Source organism: Variovorax sp. LjRoot290 (genome assembly GCF_964253985.1).
GTDB lineage: Bacteria > Pseudomonadota > Gammaproteobacteria > Burkholderiales > Burkholderiaceae_C > Variovorax.
This window is the reverse complement of sequence record NZ_CAXURW020000001.1, coordinates 4,203,530-4,220,568: the sequence shown is the minus strand read 5'-3', so window position 1 is coordinate 4,220,568 and position 17,039 is coordinate 4,203,530. Positions and strand designations below refer to the sequence as shown.

General features: G+C 68.8%; 16 protein-coding genes. 8 read left to right on the top strand and 8 right to left on the bottom strand.

The window, feature by feature from the left end:
• Window positions 1-2 precede the first annotated feature (2 nt).
• Together urtE and ACSQ9A_RS20985 are read left to right on the top strand one after the other, a co-directional pair.
• On the top strand, window positions 3-695 hold the full coding sequence (urtE, locus tag ACSQ9A_RS20990) for an urea ABC transporter ATP-binding subunit UrtE (protein ID WP_436305026.1): 693 nt from the start codon (window positions 3-5) through the stop codon (window positions 693-695).
• A 66-nt stretch (window positions 696-761) separates the two neighbouring features.
• Complete coding sequence (locus ACSQ9A_RS20985) at window positions 762-1,685, top strand: rhodanese-like domain-containing protein (protein WP_436294981.1); 924 nt, start codon at window positions 762-764, stop codon at window positions 1,683-1,685.
• 3 nt (window positions 1,686-1,688) lie between these two features.
• Here ACSQ9A_RS20985 and ACSQ9A_RS20980 read toward each other — a convergent pair whose 3' ends face one another.
• Together ACSQ9A_RS20980 and ACSQ9A_RS20975 are read right to left on the bottom strand one after the other, a co-directional pair.
• Window positions 1,689-2,936, bottom strand: a complete 1,248-nt coding sequence (locus ACSQ9A_RS20980; protein WP_436305025.1) for a M20/M25/M40 family metallo-hydrolase — start codon at window positions 2,934-2,936, stop codon at window positions 1,689-1,691.
• Window positions 2,937-2,946: 10 nt separating this feature from the next.
• Entirely contained in the window at window positions 2,947-5,877 is a 2,931-nt protein-coding gene (locus ACSQ9A_RS20975; protein WP_436305024.1) for an FAD-dependent oxidoreductase, read from the bottom strand.
• A 100-nt stretch (window positions 5,878-5,977) separates the two neighbouring features.
• On the opposite strand from ACSQ9A_RS20975, the gene ACSQ9A_RS20970 reads away from it, so the two are divergent.
• From ACSQ9A_RS20970 to ACSQ9A_RS20950, 5 genes are all read left to right on the top strand, one after another.
• Window positions 5,978-6,874 carry a dihydrodipicolinate synthase family protein gene (locus ACSQ9A_RS20970; RefSeq protein WP_093111188.1) on the top strand — a complete coding sequence of 299 codons (897 nt, stop codon included), beginning with the start codon at window positions 5,978-5,980 and terminating at the stop codon, window positions 6,872-6,874.
• Between the two features lie 61 nt (window positions 6,875-6,935).
• On the top strand, window positions 6,936-7,778 hold the full coding sequence (locus tag ACSQ9A_RS20965; RefSeq protein ID WP_436305023.1) for an ABC transporter substrate-binding protein: 843 nt from the start codon (window positions 6,936-6,938) through the stop codon (window positions 7,776-7,778).
• A gap of 36 nt (window positions 7,779-7,814) precedes the next feature.
• Window positions 7,815-8,534 carry an amino acid ABC transporter permease gene (locus ACSQ9A_RS20960; RefSeq protein WP_093111192.1) on the top strand — a complete coding sequence of 240 codons (720 nt, stop codon included), beginning with the start codon at window positions 7,815-7,817 and terminating at the stop codon, window positions 8,532-8,534.
• 13 nt (window positions 8,535-8,547) lie between these two features.
• Window positions 8,548-10,002, top strand: coding sequence for a dihydropyrimidinase (hydA, locus tag ACSQ9A_RS20955; RefSeq protein WP_436305022.1), 1,455 nt, complete (start codon window positions 8,548-8,550; stop codon window positions 10,000-10,002).
• A gap of 71 nt (window positions 10,003-10,073) precedes the next feature.
• Window positions 10,074-10,760, top strand: coding sequence for a GntR family transcriptional regulator (locus tag ACSQ9A_RS20950; protein WP_436305021.1), 687 nt, complete (start codon window positions 10,074-10,076; stop codon window positions 10,758-10,760).
• Here ACSQ9A_RS20950 and ACSQ9A_RS20945 read toward each other — a convergent pair.
• The 5 genes from ACSQ9A_RS20945 to ACSQ9A_RS20925 are packed head-to-tail and all read right to left on the bottom strand — an operon-like array spanning window position 10,738 to window position 14,394.
• A complete protein-coding gene (locus tag ACSQ9A_RS20945; RefSeq protein ID WP_436305020.1) occupies window positions 10,738-12,213 on the bottom strand; it encodes an MFS transporter in 1,476 nt (491 codons plus the stop codon). The genes ACSQ9A_RS20950 and ACSQ9A_RS20945 overlap by 23 nt on opposite strands.
• A gap of 50 nt (window positions 12,214-12,263) precedes the next feature.
• Window positions 12,264-13,094: an urease accessory protein UreD gene (locus ACSQ9A_RS20940; protein WP_436305019.1), complete on the bottom strand. Its 831-nt coding sequence runs from the start codon at window positions 13,092-13,094 to the stop codon at window positions 12,264-12,266.
• Between the two features lie 4 nt (window positions 13,095-13,098).
• Window positions 13,099-13,620, bottom strand: a complete 522-nt coding sequence (locus ACSQ9A_RS20935) for an AAA family ATPase (protein ID WP_436305018.1) — start codon at window positions 13,618-13,620, stop codon at window positions 13,099-13,101.
• A 16-nt stretch (window positions 13,621-13,636) separates the two neighbouring features.
• The gene (locus ACSQ9A_RS20930) at window positions 13,637-13,855 is read right to left on the bottom strand and encodes a SlyX family protein (RefSeq protein WP_093111204.1); all 219 of its coding nucleotides are present in this window, start codon (window positions 13,853-13,855) and stop codon (window positions 13,637-13,639) included.
• A gap of 26 nt (window positions 13,856-13,881) precedes the next feature.
• Window positions 13,882-14,394 (bottom strand): nucleoside deaminase, encoded by a 513-nt coding sequence (locus ACSQ9A_RS20925; RefSeq protein WP_093111206.1) that lies wholly within the window; start codon window positions 14,392-14,394, stop codon window positions 13,882-13,884.
• A 281-nt stretch (window positions 14,395-14,675) separates the two neighbouring features.
• On the opposite strand from ACSQ9A_RS20925, the gene ACSQ9A_RS20920 reads away from it, so the two are divergent.
• Window positions 14,676-15,752, top strand: a complete 1,077-nt coding sequence (locus ACSQ9A_RS20920; RefSeq protein ID WP_093111208.1) for an aromatic ring-hydroxylating dioxygenase subunit alpha — start codon at window positions 14,676-14,678, stop codon at window positions 15,750-15,752.
• 37 nt (window positions 15,753-15,789) lie between these two features.
• Here ACSQ9A_RS20920 and ACSQ9A_RS20915 read toward each other — a convergent pair whose 3' ends face one another.
• The gene (locus ACSQ9A_RS20915; protein ID WP_436305017.1) at window positions 15,790-16,893 is read right to left on the bottom strand and encodes a mandelate racemase/muconate lactonizing enzyme family protein; all 1,104 of its coding nucleotides are present in this window, start codon (window positions 16,891-16,893) and stop codon (window positions 15,790-15,792) included.
• Window positions 16,894-17,039 lie beyond the last annotated feature (146 nt).

Genomic DNA, 17,039 nt, shown 5'->3' with positions numbered 1-17,039 from the left:
CCATGCTTTCAGTCAAGAATATCCACCAGTACTACGGCGGCTCCCACATCCTTCGCGATGTGAGCTTCGAAGCCCACGCCGGCAAGGTCACCGTGCTGCTCGGCCGCAACGGCGTCGGCAAGACCACGCTGCTCAAGTCGCTGATGGGCCTGGTCCCGATCAAGAGCGGCAGCATCGAGTTCGACGGCGCGCCTATCCACAAGAAGACGCCCTACGACCGCGCCCGTGCCGGCATGGGCTTCGTGCCGCAGGGCCGCGAGATCTTCGCGCGGCTCACGGTCGAGGAGAACCTGCGCATGGGCCTGGCCTACAGGCCGGGCTCGACGCCGGTGCCGCCCGAACTCTACGAAGTCTTCCCGGTGCTCAAGCAGATGCTCAACCGCCGCGGCGGCGATCTCTCGGGCGGGCAGCAGCAGCAGCTCGCGATCGCGCGCGCGCTCGCGCCCAACCCGAAGCTCCTGATCCTCGATGAGCCGACCGAAGGCATCCAGCCCAGCATCATCAAGGACATCGGCCGCGTGATCCGCATGCTGGCCCAGCGCGGCGACATGGCCATCGTGCTGTGCGAGCAGTACTACGACTTCGCGCAGGACCTGGCCGACGACTACCTCGTGATGGAGCGCGGCGAAGTGATCGCGCGCGGTCTCGGCAAGGACATGGAAGCGCAGGGCGTGCGCCAGCTGGTCGCGATCTGAGTGCGCCCGCGGGCCGGCCGCGCCCGTTGGCGGTACGCTCCGGGCATGCAGGAATTGATAGCTCTGATGGTCGACCACGCGATCGCCGTGGTGTTCCTCGTGAGCTTCGCGGCCCGCGTCGGGCTGCCGGTGCCGGCAGCGCCGGTGCTGGTGGTGGCCGGCGGATTGGCGGCCGTGGCGGAGCCGGCCCTCCTCGCAACCATGGTGCTGGCCGCGGTGCTCGCCAACGTGCTGGGCGACGGCGTCTGGTTCTATACCGGCCGCACCTACGGCTACCGCTTCATGCGCCTGCTCTGCAAGATCTCGATCTCGCCGGACTCCTGCGTGCGGCGCAGCGAAACGCTGATCGGCCGCTGGGGTGGCATGTCGTTGGTGGCTGCCAAGTTCGTGCCCGGCGTCTCGGTGGTGGCGCCGCCGATGGCGGGTGCGCTGGGCATGTCGACGCCGCGCTTCCTCGCCTTCGAGACGGCGGCCGCGCTGCTGTGGGCCGGCGTGTTCCTGGGCCTGGGCTGGCTGTTTCGCGAGCAGATCCAGGCGGTGCTCGATGCCCTGGCCAATGCCGGCAGCGTCGCGACCGCGGCGCTGGTGATCGTGCTGGCCGCCATGCTGGCGCTGCGCTGGTGGCGCCGTCGCGCCATGCTGCGCATCACCAGCATGCCGCGCGCCACCATCGACGAACTGTTTGCCCTGATGGAAGGCGAGGCGCCGCCGATCGTGGTCGACGTGCGCGGCGAGGCCGGCGTCCAGGTCGATCCGCGACGCATCCCGGGCGCGCTGCCGATCCCGCTGAAGGCGCTGCAGCAGCGGCGAGCGGACCTGCCCTTCGAGGACAGGGGGCGCGAGATCATCCTGTACTGCAGCTGCCCCAACGAGGTGTCGGCCGCGTTGGCCGCGCAGGCCTTGATGGCGCGCGGCTTCGTGCGCGCGCGGCCGCTGGCCGGCGGACTCGAAGCCTGGGTGGAGGCCGGGCGGCCGACCACGCAGCACTGAAATTCAGGGGGCCAGCAGCCGCAGCAGGGTGTTGGCGACCACCAGCGTCGCCTTGTGCAGTTCGTCCAGCGGAACGCGCTCGTCGGCGCGGTGGCCGTTGGCTTCGAGCAGCGTCTGCGGGCCGGCGCCGTACATCACGGTGGGGATGCCGGCCTCGCTGTAGAGGCGCGCATCGGTATAGAGCGGCACGCCGATCGGCGTCACCGGCTTGCCCATCACGGCGCCGGCCTCGCGGCACACGAGATCGGCCAGCGCCTGGGCGCCGGGCGCCGGTGCGAACGGCCGGGCCAGCAGGATCTGCCTGATCTCGACCGAGATGCCCGGCAGCGCGCGGCAGGCGTCCTCGATCACGCTGCGCAGCTCGGCCTCCGCGGCTTCAGGCACTTCCTCCGGAACGATGCGCCGGTCGATTCGCAAGCTCAGCGTGTCGGCGACCACGTTGGTGTTGATGCCGCCGTCGATGAGGCCGACCACCATCGTCGGATGCGTGATGCCGGGTGTTTGCGAAGGCCGGCCGGCGAGTGCATCGCGGTAGCGGTAGAGCGCGGGCAGGAGCGTCGCCGCGGCCTCGATGGCATCGTGGCCGGTGTCGGGGCGCGCGGCATGGGCCGACTTGCCGCGCACCGTCACCTCGAGGTGCAGGCAGCCGTTGTGGGCCACCACCACGTGGTGCGAGAAGGCTGCCGAGAGCACGTAGTCGGGACGACTCAGGCCTTGCGAAAGAATCCAGCCCGGCCCGGTCATGCCGCCAGTTTCCTCGTCGTAGGTGAAGTGCAGTTCGACCGTGCCGGCCAGCGGCATGCCGGATGCGTGCAGCTGCTTCAGCGCGCGCAGGGCAAAGGCATAGGTCGTGAAGTCGGACTTCGATACCGCTGCACCGCGGCCGTAGAGCCAGCCGTCCCGCACTTCGCCGCCATAAGGGTCGACGCTCCAGCCCGAGCCCGGCGGCACGACGTCGCCGTGGGCGTTGAGCGCCACCACGGGACCGTCGCCGAAGCGTTCGCGCACGATCAGGTTGGTGATGCTTCGCATGCCGTGCGCCGCTGCGAATTCGGCCGGCACCGCATGCCTTTCGACCTCGAAATCCATGGCCTCGAGCAGGCGGGCCGTGAGCTCCGCATGCGGCGCGCAGTCGCCGGGCGGATTGTCGGAAGGGCATTGCACCAGTTGCGCGAGCATGCGCACCTGCCCGTCGAAATGCGTGTCGATGAACTGGCGCAGTGTGTCGCGCGCGGAAGAAGAGTCGGTCATGGTGGGGAGGTCAGAGAAAACGGTCGATGCGAAACGGGGTGATGTCGATCTCGGTGCGGCCGAGCACGATCAGCTCGGTGACGAGGCGCGCAACGACGGGCGCCAGCGTGTAGCCGTTGGAGCTGACGGCGTTGTAGAAGCCGGGCACGCCGGGCACCTCGCCGAGGATCGGCGCGCCGTCGATGTTGACGTTCATGCCGGCCCAGCAGCGCACCATGTGCAGACCGCTCACGGCGGGCAGCACCCGGCGCGCCACCCACAGGCTGCCCTCGATGCTGGCGCGCTCGGCGCGGTTCAGGCGCATGCCTTCGTGGAAGGCAGCGGTCCAGCCGCCGCCGATGATGAGTCCGCCGCTGGCCGCCTGCTTGAGGCTCAGGTGCCGGTCGGCATGCGCGATCAGGTGGTCCACCAGCGGCGGCGCCGGCTCGGTGACGATCATCTGCAGCGGCGCGCCCTTGACGGGGATCTTCACGCCCAGCATGTCGCCGACGGTGCTCGACCAGGCGCCGCTCGCGTTGACGATGCGGCCCGCATGAATGGTGCCGCGCGAGGTGTGGACCGTGAAGCCGGCGCCATCGCCGGGCAGGCGCTCGATGTCCTGCACGTTGCAGCCGCGCAGCATGCGCGCGCCTTGCTGTTGCGCGCGCGTCGCCACCGCATAGGTCGCGCGCAGCGGGTTGATCTTGCCTTCCATCGGGCACAGTTCCGCACCCAGCAGCTGTTCCGAAAGCGCGGGCGAGAGCCGCCGCAGTTCGGCGCCGTCGATCACCTGCGCATCGATGCCATGGCTGCGCTCCAGCGCGGCCTTGGCCTCGATGAAGCGCATGCCGGCCACGCTGTCGGCCACCATCAGGCCGCCGGTGATCTTGATCTCGAGGTCCTCGCCGCAGTCGGCCTCGATCTGCTGCCAGAGGCGCACCGACATCGGCCCGAGCGGCAACGTGGCCGCGGCCGGGCCGCCACCTTCCTGTGCCTTGGCGCCGAAGTCGAAGGACAGCAGCTGCACGTGCAGGCTGCCCGCGTTGGCGCCGGAGGCCTGCAGGTTGATGTCGTCGCGCTCCACCACCGTCACGTCCCGGCCGGCCTTCGACAGGTAGTAGCCGAGGCACGATCCGAGCACGCCGGCGCCGATCACCAGCACCTCGGTGTGCAGCGGCGCGAATGGCGCGTGCTCCACGGGCCGGGCGAGGTTGGGGGTGATGGCAGGCTTATGGCCGCCCCATTCGGGCTTCTCGAAGCCCAGCGCACCGGCCGGCACCGGCTTGGCCGGCGGGCGTGGCGCGAAGTACTGCTCGACCTCGGGCGGCCGCCCCGTCAGCTCGCTCACGAGCTTCGCGGCGGTCACTGCGCAGTAGCGGCCCTGGCAGCGGCCCATGCCCAGGCGCGTGTTGCGCTTGAGTGCGGCCAGTGTGTCGCGGCCGGCGCGGATTTGTTCGCGCACCGAGCCGAAAGTGATTTCCTCGCAGCGGCACAGCAGCGTGTCGTCGGGTGTCGTGGACAGCGAGACCGGTGGTGCCTGGTAGAGCGACCACAGCGCCTGCTGGAAGCGCTCGGCCTTCCGCAATTGGCCGAGCTCCTTGCGCGGCTCAGGCGCGGGCAGGTTGAGGTTGCGTGCTGCCGCCGTGCCGGCCAGGGTGCCGCGTGCCAGAGCGACGCGCGAGCCGCCCGTGTCGGCGCCGTCGCCCACGACGAACACGCCGGGCAGGCTGGTGGCGCCGTCTTCGCGCGTCACCGTGGCGAGGTAGCCGAGATGGCGATCCACCGCGCGGTGTTCGCAGCCCAGCATGCGTGCGAGCTCGGTGGAGGGAATGAAGCCGTAGCCCAGGCACAGCGTGTCGGCCTCGAAGCGCAGCGTCGCCGATTGCCCATCGATCGCCGCGGCCTGCACGGCGCGCAGTTCGTCCTCGCCTTCGGCTGAGACCACCGCGTGGCCCCACAACAATGGAACGCGATGGGCGCGCAGTTGCCGCATGTAGCGCCAGCCATCGCGCAGCAGATCGGGTGCGGTGCGCGCGGCCGTCCACAGTTGCCGCCATTGGGCCAGGGAAGGGCGCATGGCCGATTCGAGCACCGCGACGACCTCGGCGCCGCCGGCCAGCAGCTCCGCGGCCAGCTGCAGGTTGAGCGGCCCGTTGCCCGCAATCACCACCCGCTGGCCCGGCGCCACGCGGTAGGCCCGCGCCAGCGTCTGGGCGGCGCCGGTGCTCATCACGCCCGGCAGCGTCCAGCCGGGAAAAGGCACCGGGCGCTCGTAGGCGCCGGGTGCGATCACGAGCTGCCTGCAGCCGATGACGGTCGCGTGCCCGTCGATCAGCGCGCCGACCTGCTGCGGCGAGAACGCCGCCCATACCTGCGCGCCTTGCTGCACCGTGACGCCGGCCGCCCGCACCTGCTGTTCGAGCGCGCGGCCATCCGCGAACTGGCGATCGATCGGCGCGGCCACCTGGTGGGAGGGCGCCAGCGGCTTGTAGAACTGGCCGCCTGACTGAAGGCGCTCGTCGAGCACCAGCACCTCGGCCCCGGCCCGCCGCGCCGCGAGCGCCGCCGACAGGCCCGCCGGCCCGGCGCCGATCACCAGCAGGTCGACCTGCCGGCTTGCCGGCTCGGCGGCTGCTTCGGGCGCGAGCGGGCGCAGCGGATCCGCCGGCGTTCCCGCCGGCATGGCGGAGCGCACCTGCTGGCCCTTGGCCACCTTGGTGAGGCAGGCGCGCTGGCTGGCTTGGCCATCCACCGTCACCAGGCAATCGAAGCAAGCGCCCATGCCGCAGTACAGGCCGCGGCGCTCGCCGCCGCGGGTATGGCGCAGCTGCCGGATGCCGCCGGCGGCCAGGGCGGCGGCGATCGTTTCGCCCTCCAGGCCGTCGATGGGCCGGCCGTCGTACCAAAAGCGCACGGGGCGCCCGCTGGCGGTGATGGAGGGGTGGGTCAGTCTGGCGCTCATTGCAGATCGAAGCAAAAAACCGCATTGACGCGATTCAATGTATACGTATACTACACGTATACATATACTTCGTCATTCGATTTTCACCGAGGACCGAGCAATGACAGCGTTCCGAGGCACCTATACGGTGCTCATCACCCCCATGACCGCCGACGGCAAGCACGTGGACGTGCCGGCACTGAAGAAGCTGGTCGACTGGCAGATCGAGGAGGGCATCCACGGGCTCATCCCCTTGGGAAGCACCGGCGAATTCCTGTCGCTGACGGCCGAAGAGCGGCAGCTGGTGATCGAAACCTGCGTGAGCACGGCAGCAAAACGCGTGCCCGTGCTGATCGGCACCGGCGCGGAGTGGACCGACGAGTGCGTGCGGCTGAGCCGCGAGGCCGAGACCATGGGCGCCGACGGCGTCATGATCATTCCGCCCTTCTACAGCACGCCCACCGACGACGAGCTGTTCGCGCACTACCGCAAGGTGGGCGAGGCGATCGGCATTCCGATCATGGTCTACAACAATCCGGCCACGGCCAACGTCGACCTCAAGCCCGAGCTGGTGGCGCGGCTCTCGCGCATCGACAACTGCAAGTACATCAAGGAGTCGACGCTCGAGGTCACGCGCGTGCGCGACATCATCGAACTCTGCGGCGATCGCATGACGGTGTTCGCCGGCATCCTCGGCTACGAGTCCTTCTGGCTTGGCGCGCAGGGTTGGGTGGCGGTGTGCTCCAACCTGATCCCGAAGATGTCGGCGCGCCTGTTCGAGCTGGTCGCCGACGAGAGCGACATGCCTGCCGCGCTTGCGCTCTACAAGAAGATGCTGCCGATCGTGCGCTGGGTCGGTGGCCACCGCTACGTCGCCGCCTCCAAGGACGGCCTCTCGATGATGGGCCTGCCGGTCGGCAAGCCCCGCGCGCCGCGCCTGCCGCTGCCCGAGGCCGACGCGGTCGACCTACGGCGCGCGCTCGACCAGCTCGGCCTGCTCGACTCGATCCGCGCCTGAGCGCCTTCGCCGCCCCCCCGTTCCCCTTTCTCGTCTCGTCCATCTCCTGAAGGAATCCATCATGAAATTGCTTCCCGCTCTCGCATCGGCAACGGCTCTCTTCGTCTTCGGCATGGGCGGGGTTCAAGCTCAAGCCCAGGCCCAGGCCTGCAAGTCGCCGGTGCCCGACTCGGCGCTGGTCAAGAAAGGCACGCTGGTGATGTCGGTCAACCCGACCTTGCCGCCGATGCAGTTCGTCGACCAGTCCGGCGCGCTCAAGGGCATGCGCGTGGAGCTCGGCGAAGCCATCGCCAAGCGCCTGTGCCTCACGCCCGAATACGTACGCATCGAGTTCTCGGCCATGATCCCGGGCCTGCAGGCCGGCCGCTGGGACGTCATCAACACCGGCATCTTCTACACCGAGGAGCGCGCCAAGCTGATGCAGATGCTGCAGTACGAAGACCAGGCCATCAGCATCAGCACGGCCAAGGGCAACCCGCTGAAGATCGCCAAGCCCGACGACCTCTCCGGCAAGAGCATCGGCGTGGAGATCGGCGGCTTCGAGGAGCGCAAGGCGCGCGAGCTCGACAAGCAGCTCACCGACAAGGGCATGAAGGGCATGACCATCCGCACCTTCGAGAACTTCGCGATGGCCTTCCAGGCGCTGCGCGCGGGCCAGGTCGAGGTGGCGCTGTCGATCGACTCCACCGGCGCCGAGTACCAGAAGCGCGGCGATTTCGACCGCGTGCTCAACGGCCTGTTCCCGACGCCGGTGGCGCTGGCCACGCGCAACAAGGAACTTGCGGTCGCGATGGCCAAGGCGCTCAACGACATGAAGGCCGACGGCAGCTTCCAGAAGCTCTTCGACCAGTACGGCGTGAAGGCGATCGACGGCGCCGTGACCGTCAAGGGGCCCGCGAGCTGATCGCGCCGCGGTCCCTGAGTACACGAAGGAAAGTCCATGGGACAAGGCTGGAACTGGTCGGGGTTCGCCGACTACCTGTTCAATCCGTACATCCTGAGCGGCGCCGTGACCACGCTGTGGCTCACGCTCGCGGCGATCGCCGGCGGGCTGGTCGTCGGATGCGCGCTGGCCTTGGCCAGGCTCTCCAGCCAGCGCTGGCTGGCCGGGCCGGCGCACTTCTACATCTGGGTGTTCCGCGGCACGCCGCTCCTGGTGCAGCTGATCATCATCTACACCGGCCTGCCGCAGCTCGGGCTCAAGCTTTCGGTGATCGAGTCGGCGCTGCTCGGGCTGATCCTCAACGAAGCGGCCTATCTCGCGGAGATCATTCGCGGCGGCATCCAGTCGGTGCCGGTGGGCCAGACCAACGCGGCGCGCGCGGTCGGTTTCAGCAACGCGCAGACCATGCGCTACATCGTCATGCCGCAGGCCATGCGGCTCATCATCCCGACGCTGGGCAACAGCATCAACGGCCTGCTCAAGACCACTTCGATCACCTCGGTGATCTCGATGGAGGAGCTGCTGCGCCGCACGCAGGTGCTGATCCAGGAGAAGTTCATGGTGCTCGAGCTCTTCCTCGTCGCCGCCATCTACTACCTGCTGATGACCACCGCCTGGGACTTCGTGCAGCGCCGCATCGAGCGCCACTACGGCCGCGCCTACGGCAACGCGAGCGCGCCGGTCGTGGCTGTGGACGTCGTGCTCGAGCAGCGCTAGCCGGAGATTCATCATGAGCAGCTACGACCTGATCCTTCGCAACGCTGACATCGCCACCGTCGGCGACCGCTACCGCGCCGACATCGGCGTGCGCGACGGCCGCATCTGCGCCATCGCGCAAGGGCTCGATGCCTCGGCCGCACGCGAGATCGACGCGGCCGGCCGCCTGGTCACGCCCGGCGGCGTCGACGGCCATTGCCACTTCGACCAGCCGACCAGCGACGGCTCGCGCTTCGCCGACGACTTCTTCACCGGCACGCGCTCCGCGGCCTGCGGCGGCACCACCACCGTGCTGCCCTTCGCGGCCCAGCAGAAGGGGCGCAGCATCCAGGAAGCGGTCGACGACTACCACCGGCGCGCCGAGGGCAAGGCGGTGATCGACTACGCCTTCCACCTGATCGTCGCCGACGCCACCAAGGACGTGACGCAGCGCGAACTCCCCGCGTTGATCGAGAAGGGCTACACCTCCTTCAAGATCTACATGACCTACGACGATCTGAAGCTGAACGACCGGCAGATCATCGAGGTGCTCGCGGCCGCGCGCCGGCATGGCGCGATGACCATGATCCATGCCGAGAACAGCGACTGCATCGCCTGGCTCACCGAGCAGCTGCTCGATGCCGGCCTCACGGCCCCGCGCTACCACGGCAGCTCGCGGCCGATGGCGGTGGAGCGCGAGGCCACGCACCGGGCCATCGCGTTGGCCGAGCTGGTCGACACGCCGATCCTGATCGTGCACGTGTCGGGCCGCGAAGCGGTCGAGCAGATCCACTGGGCGCGCGGGCGCGGCCTGCCGATCCACGCGGAGACCTGCCCGCAGTACCTGTTCCTGAGCGCCGAGGATCTGGGCATCGATCCCGACGACCCGATGCACGGCGCGCGCTGCATCTGCAGCCCGCCGCCGCGCGACAAGGCCAATCAGCAGTTCATCTGGAACGGGCTCGCGAGCGGGCTTTTCACGATCTTCTCGTCCGACCACGCACCCTTCAACATGAACGGCGCCGACGGCAAGCGCGTGGCCGGCGACCAGCCTTCCTTCGACCGCATCCCCAACGGCATTCCGGGCGTGGAGACGCGCCTGCCGCTGCTGATGAGCGAAGGCGTGCTCGCGGGCCGCATCGACATCCATCGCTTCGTCGAACTCACCGCCACCAACCCGGCGCGCCTCTACGGTCTGTACCCGAAGAAGGGAACGATCGCGGTCGGCAGCGATGCCGACTTCGTGGTGTGGGACGTCTTCGCCTCGGGGCAGGAGAAGCGGATCTCCAACGACATGCTCCATCACGCGGCCGACTACACGCCCTACGAGGGCATGGCGCTGCGCGCCTGGCCCGGCGTCACCGTTTCGCGCGGGCGCGTGGTCTGGCAGGACGGCGTGTTCTCGGCCGAGGCCGGCTCGGGCCGCTTCCAGCCCTGCCTGCGGCCGCGCGCGCCGAACGACGGCAACCCGTTGGACAAGTGGCTGTGAAGATCACCGCCCTCGCAATGCCGGCCTGATAAGCTTTTCCCCGCCCCCTCGTGGAAATCGCCTCCCCTCGCATGCCAAGCCTCCCCAGTCCGGCGCAACCCGCCACCATCACGATCGCACCGCTCGAGGTGCGCTCTGCCAGCCTTGCCGAGCAGGCCTACGAACGGTTGCGCACGCTGATCCTCGACCGCCAGATCTCGGCCGGCAGCCCGCTGCAGGAAGCGCGCCTGGCTGAAGACCTGCGCATCTCGCGCACGCCGATGCGCGAAGCGCTGGTGCGCCTGGCCGGCGAGGGGCTGCTGGTGCGGCGCGACGCGCGCTCCTATGCCGTGCGCGCGCTGGGCACCAAGGAATACTTCGACTGCATGCGTGCGCGCGAGGTGATCGAGTGCGAGGCCATCGCGCTCGCCGTCGGCAAGATCACGGATGCGGAGATCGACACGCTCGAGGCGGACATCCGCGCGCTCGACAGCGGCGAGCACAACGAAACCGAGCACTGGCACTTCGACGACCGCTTCCATTTGCTGATCGCCACCGCCAGCGGCAACGTGGTGTTCCCGCGGCTGGTGGAGGAACTGCGCGTGAATGCGCGGCTGTTCCGCCTGCACAGTCCGCTGCATCGGCAGCGCGAGAACCACGACGAGCACGGCGAGATCGTCCGCGCGCTGCGCGCCCGGGATCCGGAGCGGGCGAGGGCGGCGATGCGCGAGCACCTGCGCAGCTTGCAGGAAGACGTCAAGCGCGCTCTTGTCGAGTGATGGCGGAGGTGTCGCCGTCCGTATGCAATCCGAGCGGCGGCGCCACGTCCTCGAGCGGCCTGCGCTCCGCATCCACCGCCCAGCGCAGCGCGAGCAGTCCGGCCACGATGACCAGCGCGGCGCCGATCGCATAGCCGATGGCCACGGCGCCGCGGTTGCCGGTTTCGATCAAGGCGCCGAACAGCACCGGCGCCACGAAGCCGCCGGCCCCGGTGCCCACGGCATAGAAGATCGCGATCGCGATCGCGCGCATCTCCAGCGGAAACACCTCGCTCACCGTGAGGTAGGCCGAGCTGGCCGCGGCCGATGCGAGAAAGAACACCGCCGACCAGCACAGCGCCTGGCTGCGCGCATCGAGCCAGCCCTGCATGAAGGCCCAGCCGGTCAGCGCCAGGCCCACGCCCGAGAGCACGTAGGTCAGCGCGATCATGCGGCGCCGGCCCACGTGGTCGAACAGCGGACCCAGGAGCAGCGGCCCCAGCACGTTGCCGAGCGCGAACGGAAAGATGTAGAGCGCCACCTTGCCCTCGGCCACGCCGTGGAAGCGCGTCAGCACCAGCGCGTAGGTGAAGAAGATCGCGTTGTAGAAGAAGGCCTGCGAAATCATCAGCGCCAGCGCCACCATGCTGCGCTGCGGGTAGCGCGAGAGCAGCACCTGCGCGACCTCGCGCCAGCCGGGGCTCGCGCGGTCGCCATAGTGCACCCGGCCGGAAGCCGAAGGCAGTGCGCCCTGCTGCGCAACGATCTCGGCCTCGATGCCCGCAACGATGAGCTCGGCCTCTTCGGCCCGGCCATGCGCCATCAGCCAGCGCGGGCTCTCGGGCACGTTGCGCCGCACCAGCAGGATCGCCACGGCCAGCAGCGCGCCGAGCCCGAAGCCCGCGCGCCAGCCCCACACGGGGCCCAGCACCCCCGGATCGAGCAGCCACAGGCTCAACCCGGCGCCGAGCGCCGCGCCGACCCAGAAGCTGCCGTTGATGGCCAGGTTCACGCGCCCGCGCACGCGCGCCGGGATCAGCTCGTCGATGGCCGAATTGATGGCCGCGTACTCGCCGCCGATGCCCAGGCCGGTGAGAAAGCGGCACAGCGCGAAGAAGGCGAAGTCGGGCGAGAAGGCGGTCGCCAGCGTGGCCAGCGCATAGACCGCCAGCGTGATCAGGAACAGCTTCTTGCGGCCCAGGCGGTCGGTGAGCCTGCCGAAGAGCAGCGCGCCGATCACCGCGCCGCCGACGTAGAGCGAGCCCGACCAGCCGATCTGCGCCGCGCTCAAGCCCAGCGTGTCGGGCCGCTCCAGCACGCCGCCGATCGAGCCCACCAGCGTGACCTCGAGACCGTCGAGCACCCAGGCCACGCCGAGCGCGATCACCACCCGCCAGTGCCAGCGCGACCAGGGCAGGCGGTCGAGGCGGGCCGGGATGTCGCTGCCGGCCGGGGTCGTGCTTTGTTGTTGCATCGCCCGGCAGTCTAGGCAGACCCGCCGGGCCACCTCGTCGGACGAGGCCCCTACATCGCCCAGATGCGCGGCGGCGTACCCGTCATGTGCCAGAGCTCGGCCCGCCATGCCTTCCACACCTGCCGCAGCAGCTGCATGGCCGGCTCGACCACCGGTGCGAGCGCGCGCAGCACGATGATTTCGGCATGCGGGCTGGTCGCGCCGGCGCTCTCGCGCAGGCCGTGCGCATCGATCAGCGCGCGCGCGACCTCGAGCGCCGCGTCGCGCCGCGCGCGCGCGATCGGCGAGCCCGCGACGAAGAAGATCGAGGCGAGGCAGCGGTATCCGGCCAGGCCGATCGGGCTTTGAAGCAGGCGCGTGTCCGCGGCATCGATGCGCCCGCGTTCCAGCCACACGCCCGGCACCTCGATGTGCTGCTGCAGGCTGCCGAGCTCGAAGGGCTTGCCGGCGCCGGGCAGGCCCAACGCCGTCACGTCCCAGCCGATCAGCTCGGCGCCCTCGGCCGCGCGCAGTGTCAGCCGATTCTCGGCGCGGCAGCCGCTGTAGCAGATGGCTTCGAGCGGCAGCCATTCGAGCCGCGCGCCAGCCTCGAGCGTGAGCTCGGTGCGCTGCAGCGCCAGCTCGCCTTCGGAGCGGTAGAAGCGCGTGGCGCCCGGCGTGGTGATGAGGCCGTGGCTGCCCGCCGCGGCGCGCACCGCGATGTCCAGTGTGTCGCCGCCGACCAGCCCGCCGGGCGGATGCACCAGCACGTTGTGGCAGACGGCGTCGCCTTCGGGGTAGAGGCTTTGCAGGATGCGCAGCGGGCCTTCATGGCGAAAGCGGGCGACGCTGCGCTGGTTTTCTAGGTTGTAGGCGAGGGCTAGTCGCGCGTGCCATGGCATGGGGCTAGTGTAGGGATGCGGATCGGGCGCGATCCATCGCGTCGACCACGGCGTCCACCGCCCTCTGCGGGCTCAGCAGCACCGTGTCGATGACCAGGTGGTCGCTGGTCCACGGCGCATAGTCGTGTCCGGCCACCGACGACCATGTCGGCAGGGCCAGTCCGTCGATGTCGCCGATGCGGCCTTCGACGCGGCGCCGATGCTCGTTCGCGTCCGAGCAGATCATTTCGACCTCGACCAGCGCCACTCCGACCTCGCGCGCCACCGACTGCCAGGCCGCGCGCGTGATCGGCAGCGGGTTGACGCAGTCGGCGACCACCATCCGGCCCAGCTCGAGATTCGATCTGGCGAGTGAATAGGCCACCATGTAGCCGGCCGGGCCGATGTCCGCGGCCAGCACCTTCGAATCCCTGATGGCCTGCTCGATCGCATCGATCCGCAGGTAGGCGGCCTGGCACCGGCGCACGAGCTCGCGTGCGATGGTCGACTTGCCGACCCCCGGCAATCCCCCGAATACGACCAGCATCGGTTCTCCGTCGCCTTCAGTAGTGAGGCGGCAGCTCGTCGCGCAGGTTGCGCGTCGCGCCGGCTCCGGGGTCGGGACTCTGCTGCCGAAGCTGTGTGACCTGAAGGGCCAGGCTGTCGATCTGCTGCTGTTGTCTGTAGATGGCCAGGTTCAACTGGTCCAGCAGGTCTTCGGTGAAACTGGCCTTGATCTCCAGTTCGTTGAGGCGGCGTTCTGTGTCGTGCGGGCTTTGCATGCCGCTATTGGACAGCAAGAGCAGGCTCAGTCCTTCCATGCCCCCACGTGCGCCGCAATGGCTTCGTCGAGCAGCGCCGGGCCGATGCATTCGATGGGATGCGACGAGGCTTGGAACACATCGCGGCACGAGAGCTCGGCATCGCGCTGCTCGGGGCGCTCGCCGCGGAACATGCGCAGCCGCTCGGCGTCGATGCCGAACACCACGCGGCCGATGTTGGACCAGAAGATCGCGCCGGCGCACATCACGCAGGGTTCGGCGGACGAATAGAGGGTGGCGCCCGCCAACTCTTCGCGCGACAGCCCGCGCTCGCCGAGCGCGCGCACGGCATTGGTTTCGGCATGGCCGGTGACGTCGCCGGTCTCGGCCGTGTTGCAGTAGGCCTCGGCCAGCACCTCGCCGGTGGCCGACACCACGATGGCGCCGAAGGGCCGGTTGCCGCGGCGACGTGCTGCATGCGACCAGACGATGGCCTTGCGCAGGTAGCGGCCGTCGCGCTCGTCGAGTTCGATTTCGCTGGAAAGGGAAAGGGGGCTCATGCTGGGATGTTAGGGCCTGTTAACGCCATTTTCGACCCCGCAAATAGCGTTATCAGGCCCTCGTGCGATGCACTGCGGCGGTGCGCGCACTGTGAAATGCTTAATGGTTTGGTATGACAAATGCATGACGCATGCCAGCGTCTGCGAGACAATCCGGGCGCGCAACTTGCAATGAGATCTGCGCAGAGTAGAAGCGTTCAGTCTGGCGTCCTGATTTCGACGGGAGCCGCGGCGGGAAATTGCTCTTTCATGTGTTCCCACGCAACCGAAGGAGTTCTTTCATGCTCGTCACGCAGCAACCCGTTTTCCGCAAGTTCTGGCATGCCGTCATGCCGCTGGCCGATCTGCAGCAGGGGCCCAGGCCTTTCACGCTGCTGGGCGAGAACATCGTTCTTTTTCTCGATGCAAAAGGCCAGCCCGCCGCTTTGCGCGACCGCTGCTGCCACCGCACCGCCCGGTTGTCGAAGGGCTGGTGCGTCGATGCCGAAGGCAAGGCCTGCGCCCAGGGCGCCATCCAGTGCGGCTACCACGGCTGGACCTACGACCGCAGCGGCCAGGTGATCCGCATCCCGCAGTACGAGGCCGAGCGCAGGATCTCGCCCGAATATCGGACCACGGCCTACCACTGCACGGCGCGCTACGGCTATGCCTGGGTCGCGCTGGAAGATCCCATCGCGGAGATCCCGCAGATTCCCGAGTTCGACGACCCTGGCTACCGCACCATCTTCCAGTTCCACGAAGAGTGGCAGACCAGCCCGATGCGCGCGCTCGAGAACTCCTTCGACAACTCGCACTTCAGCTTCGTGCACCGCGCGACCTTCGGCGTGGCCGCGAGTCCGAAGCCGAGCAAGTACGAGCTGGTCGAGAACGAGAGCGGCTTCCATGCCGAGACCGTGATCGAGGCGACCAACCCGGCCAAGTTCCACGCCATCAGCGGCGTCGTCGACCCGATCACCACGCGCCACATGCGCAACGCCTACTTCCTGCCCTTCTCGCGCCGGCTCGACATCGAATATCCCTCGGGCATCCGACACATCATCATCAACTGCTTCACGCCCATCGACGATGGTCGCATGCAGCTGTGCCAATGGCTGTTTCGCAACGACACCGAGGCCGACTGCGCGGCGCAGATGCTGATCGACTTCGACGCGGAGATCACGCGCGAGGACAAGGACATCCTCGAATCGACCGACCCTGATGCGCTGGTCGACACGCGCCGCCGCGGTGTCGAGTACTCGATGGAGTCCGACCGGCCCGGCATGCTGATCCGCAAGCACTTGATGCAGCTGCTCGCGAAGCATGGCGAATCGGAGGTGCACCGCGGGATGCGCGTCGAGCCGCTGGTGCGAGCGGCCTGAGGTTTGCTGTCTGCCGACCGGTGGCGCCCGCCGGCCGTCAATGCAGCCGGTAGTCGCGGATCACATCAGCGCTCGGCTCGATGCCGAGCCCGGGGCCCTGAGGCACGGCCATCATCCCGTTCTTCGGAACGATGGCGTCGCCATAGAGCTGCGCTTCCAGATCGAAGAAACGCCACTCGACCAACGCATTGGCGCCGCCCAGCGCTGCGCTGCCGTGAATGCCGGCCAGAAGCCCGGGCCCGTCGTAGAACGCGTGCACCATGACCGTCGTGTTGTTCGCATTCGCCAGCGCGAAGACCTTGCGCAGTTCCGTGATCCCGCCCATCTTGGCGGGGCTGGGCTGAATGAAATCCACCGCCTGCGCCTGCAGCATGTGCGCGAAGTCCATCAGGGTCGATGCGTTCTCTCCCGCGGCGATCGGAATGCCGCCCTCGCGGCGCAATCGCGCCAGGCCCGCGTGGTTCTCCGGCGGCCACACCGGCTCTTCCAGCCACCGCAGGTTGTACTGTTGCAGCCGTCGGGCCATGTCCAGTGCCTCGCGCACGGACCACGGGCAATTGACGTCCAGCGTGATTTCTACCTCGTCGCCGGCCGCTTCGCGCGCGGCGCGCACGCAGGCCGGGTCGATCTCGTGAAGCTTGAGACGCCGGTACCCGAGGTCCAGGGCGCGCCTCACGTTGTCGGCAACCAGTTCCGGATCGGTGTAGCGGATCAGGCTGGCGTAGCAGGACAGCGCGCTCGCGTCGCTGCCGCCGAGCAGCCGGTGCACGGGTTGCCCGGCAGCCTTGCCGGCAATGTCCCAGAGCGCGATGTCGAGGGCCGAAAGGCCGAACATGAGGGCGCCGCTGCGCCCGAAGATGTGCAAGGTGCGCTGCAGCTCCTGCATCAACTTCTCGATCAGCGCCGGATCGCGGCCGATGCACAGCGGCGCGACGACGGCGTCGATGGCCGCCTTGACGATCGGAACGGCCGTGAAGCCGAAGCTCTCGCCCCAGCCGACCAGCCCGTCGTCGGTGCTGACCTTGAGCAGGAGCGAATCCACGGTCTTCAGGTCTTTGCCGCCCCAGGCGCCTGCATCGGACTTGCCGCCCACCGTGAACGGGATGCGCAAGGGAATCGCCTCGATGTGCTGAATCTTCATTCAAAGCGCTCCTGAAGGCGGTGGCCGCCGCTTTGGCGGCCGGCCATCGCGATGTCATCCCTTGGGGAGAACGAGTCTACGGCGTTCTCGACCGCAGCCAGTGCCGGAAGTGCTACAAACTGCCCGGATCGACCGGTTCGCCGCGC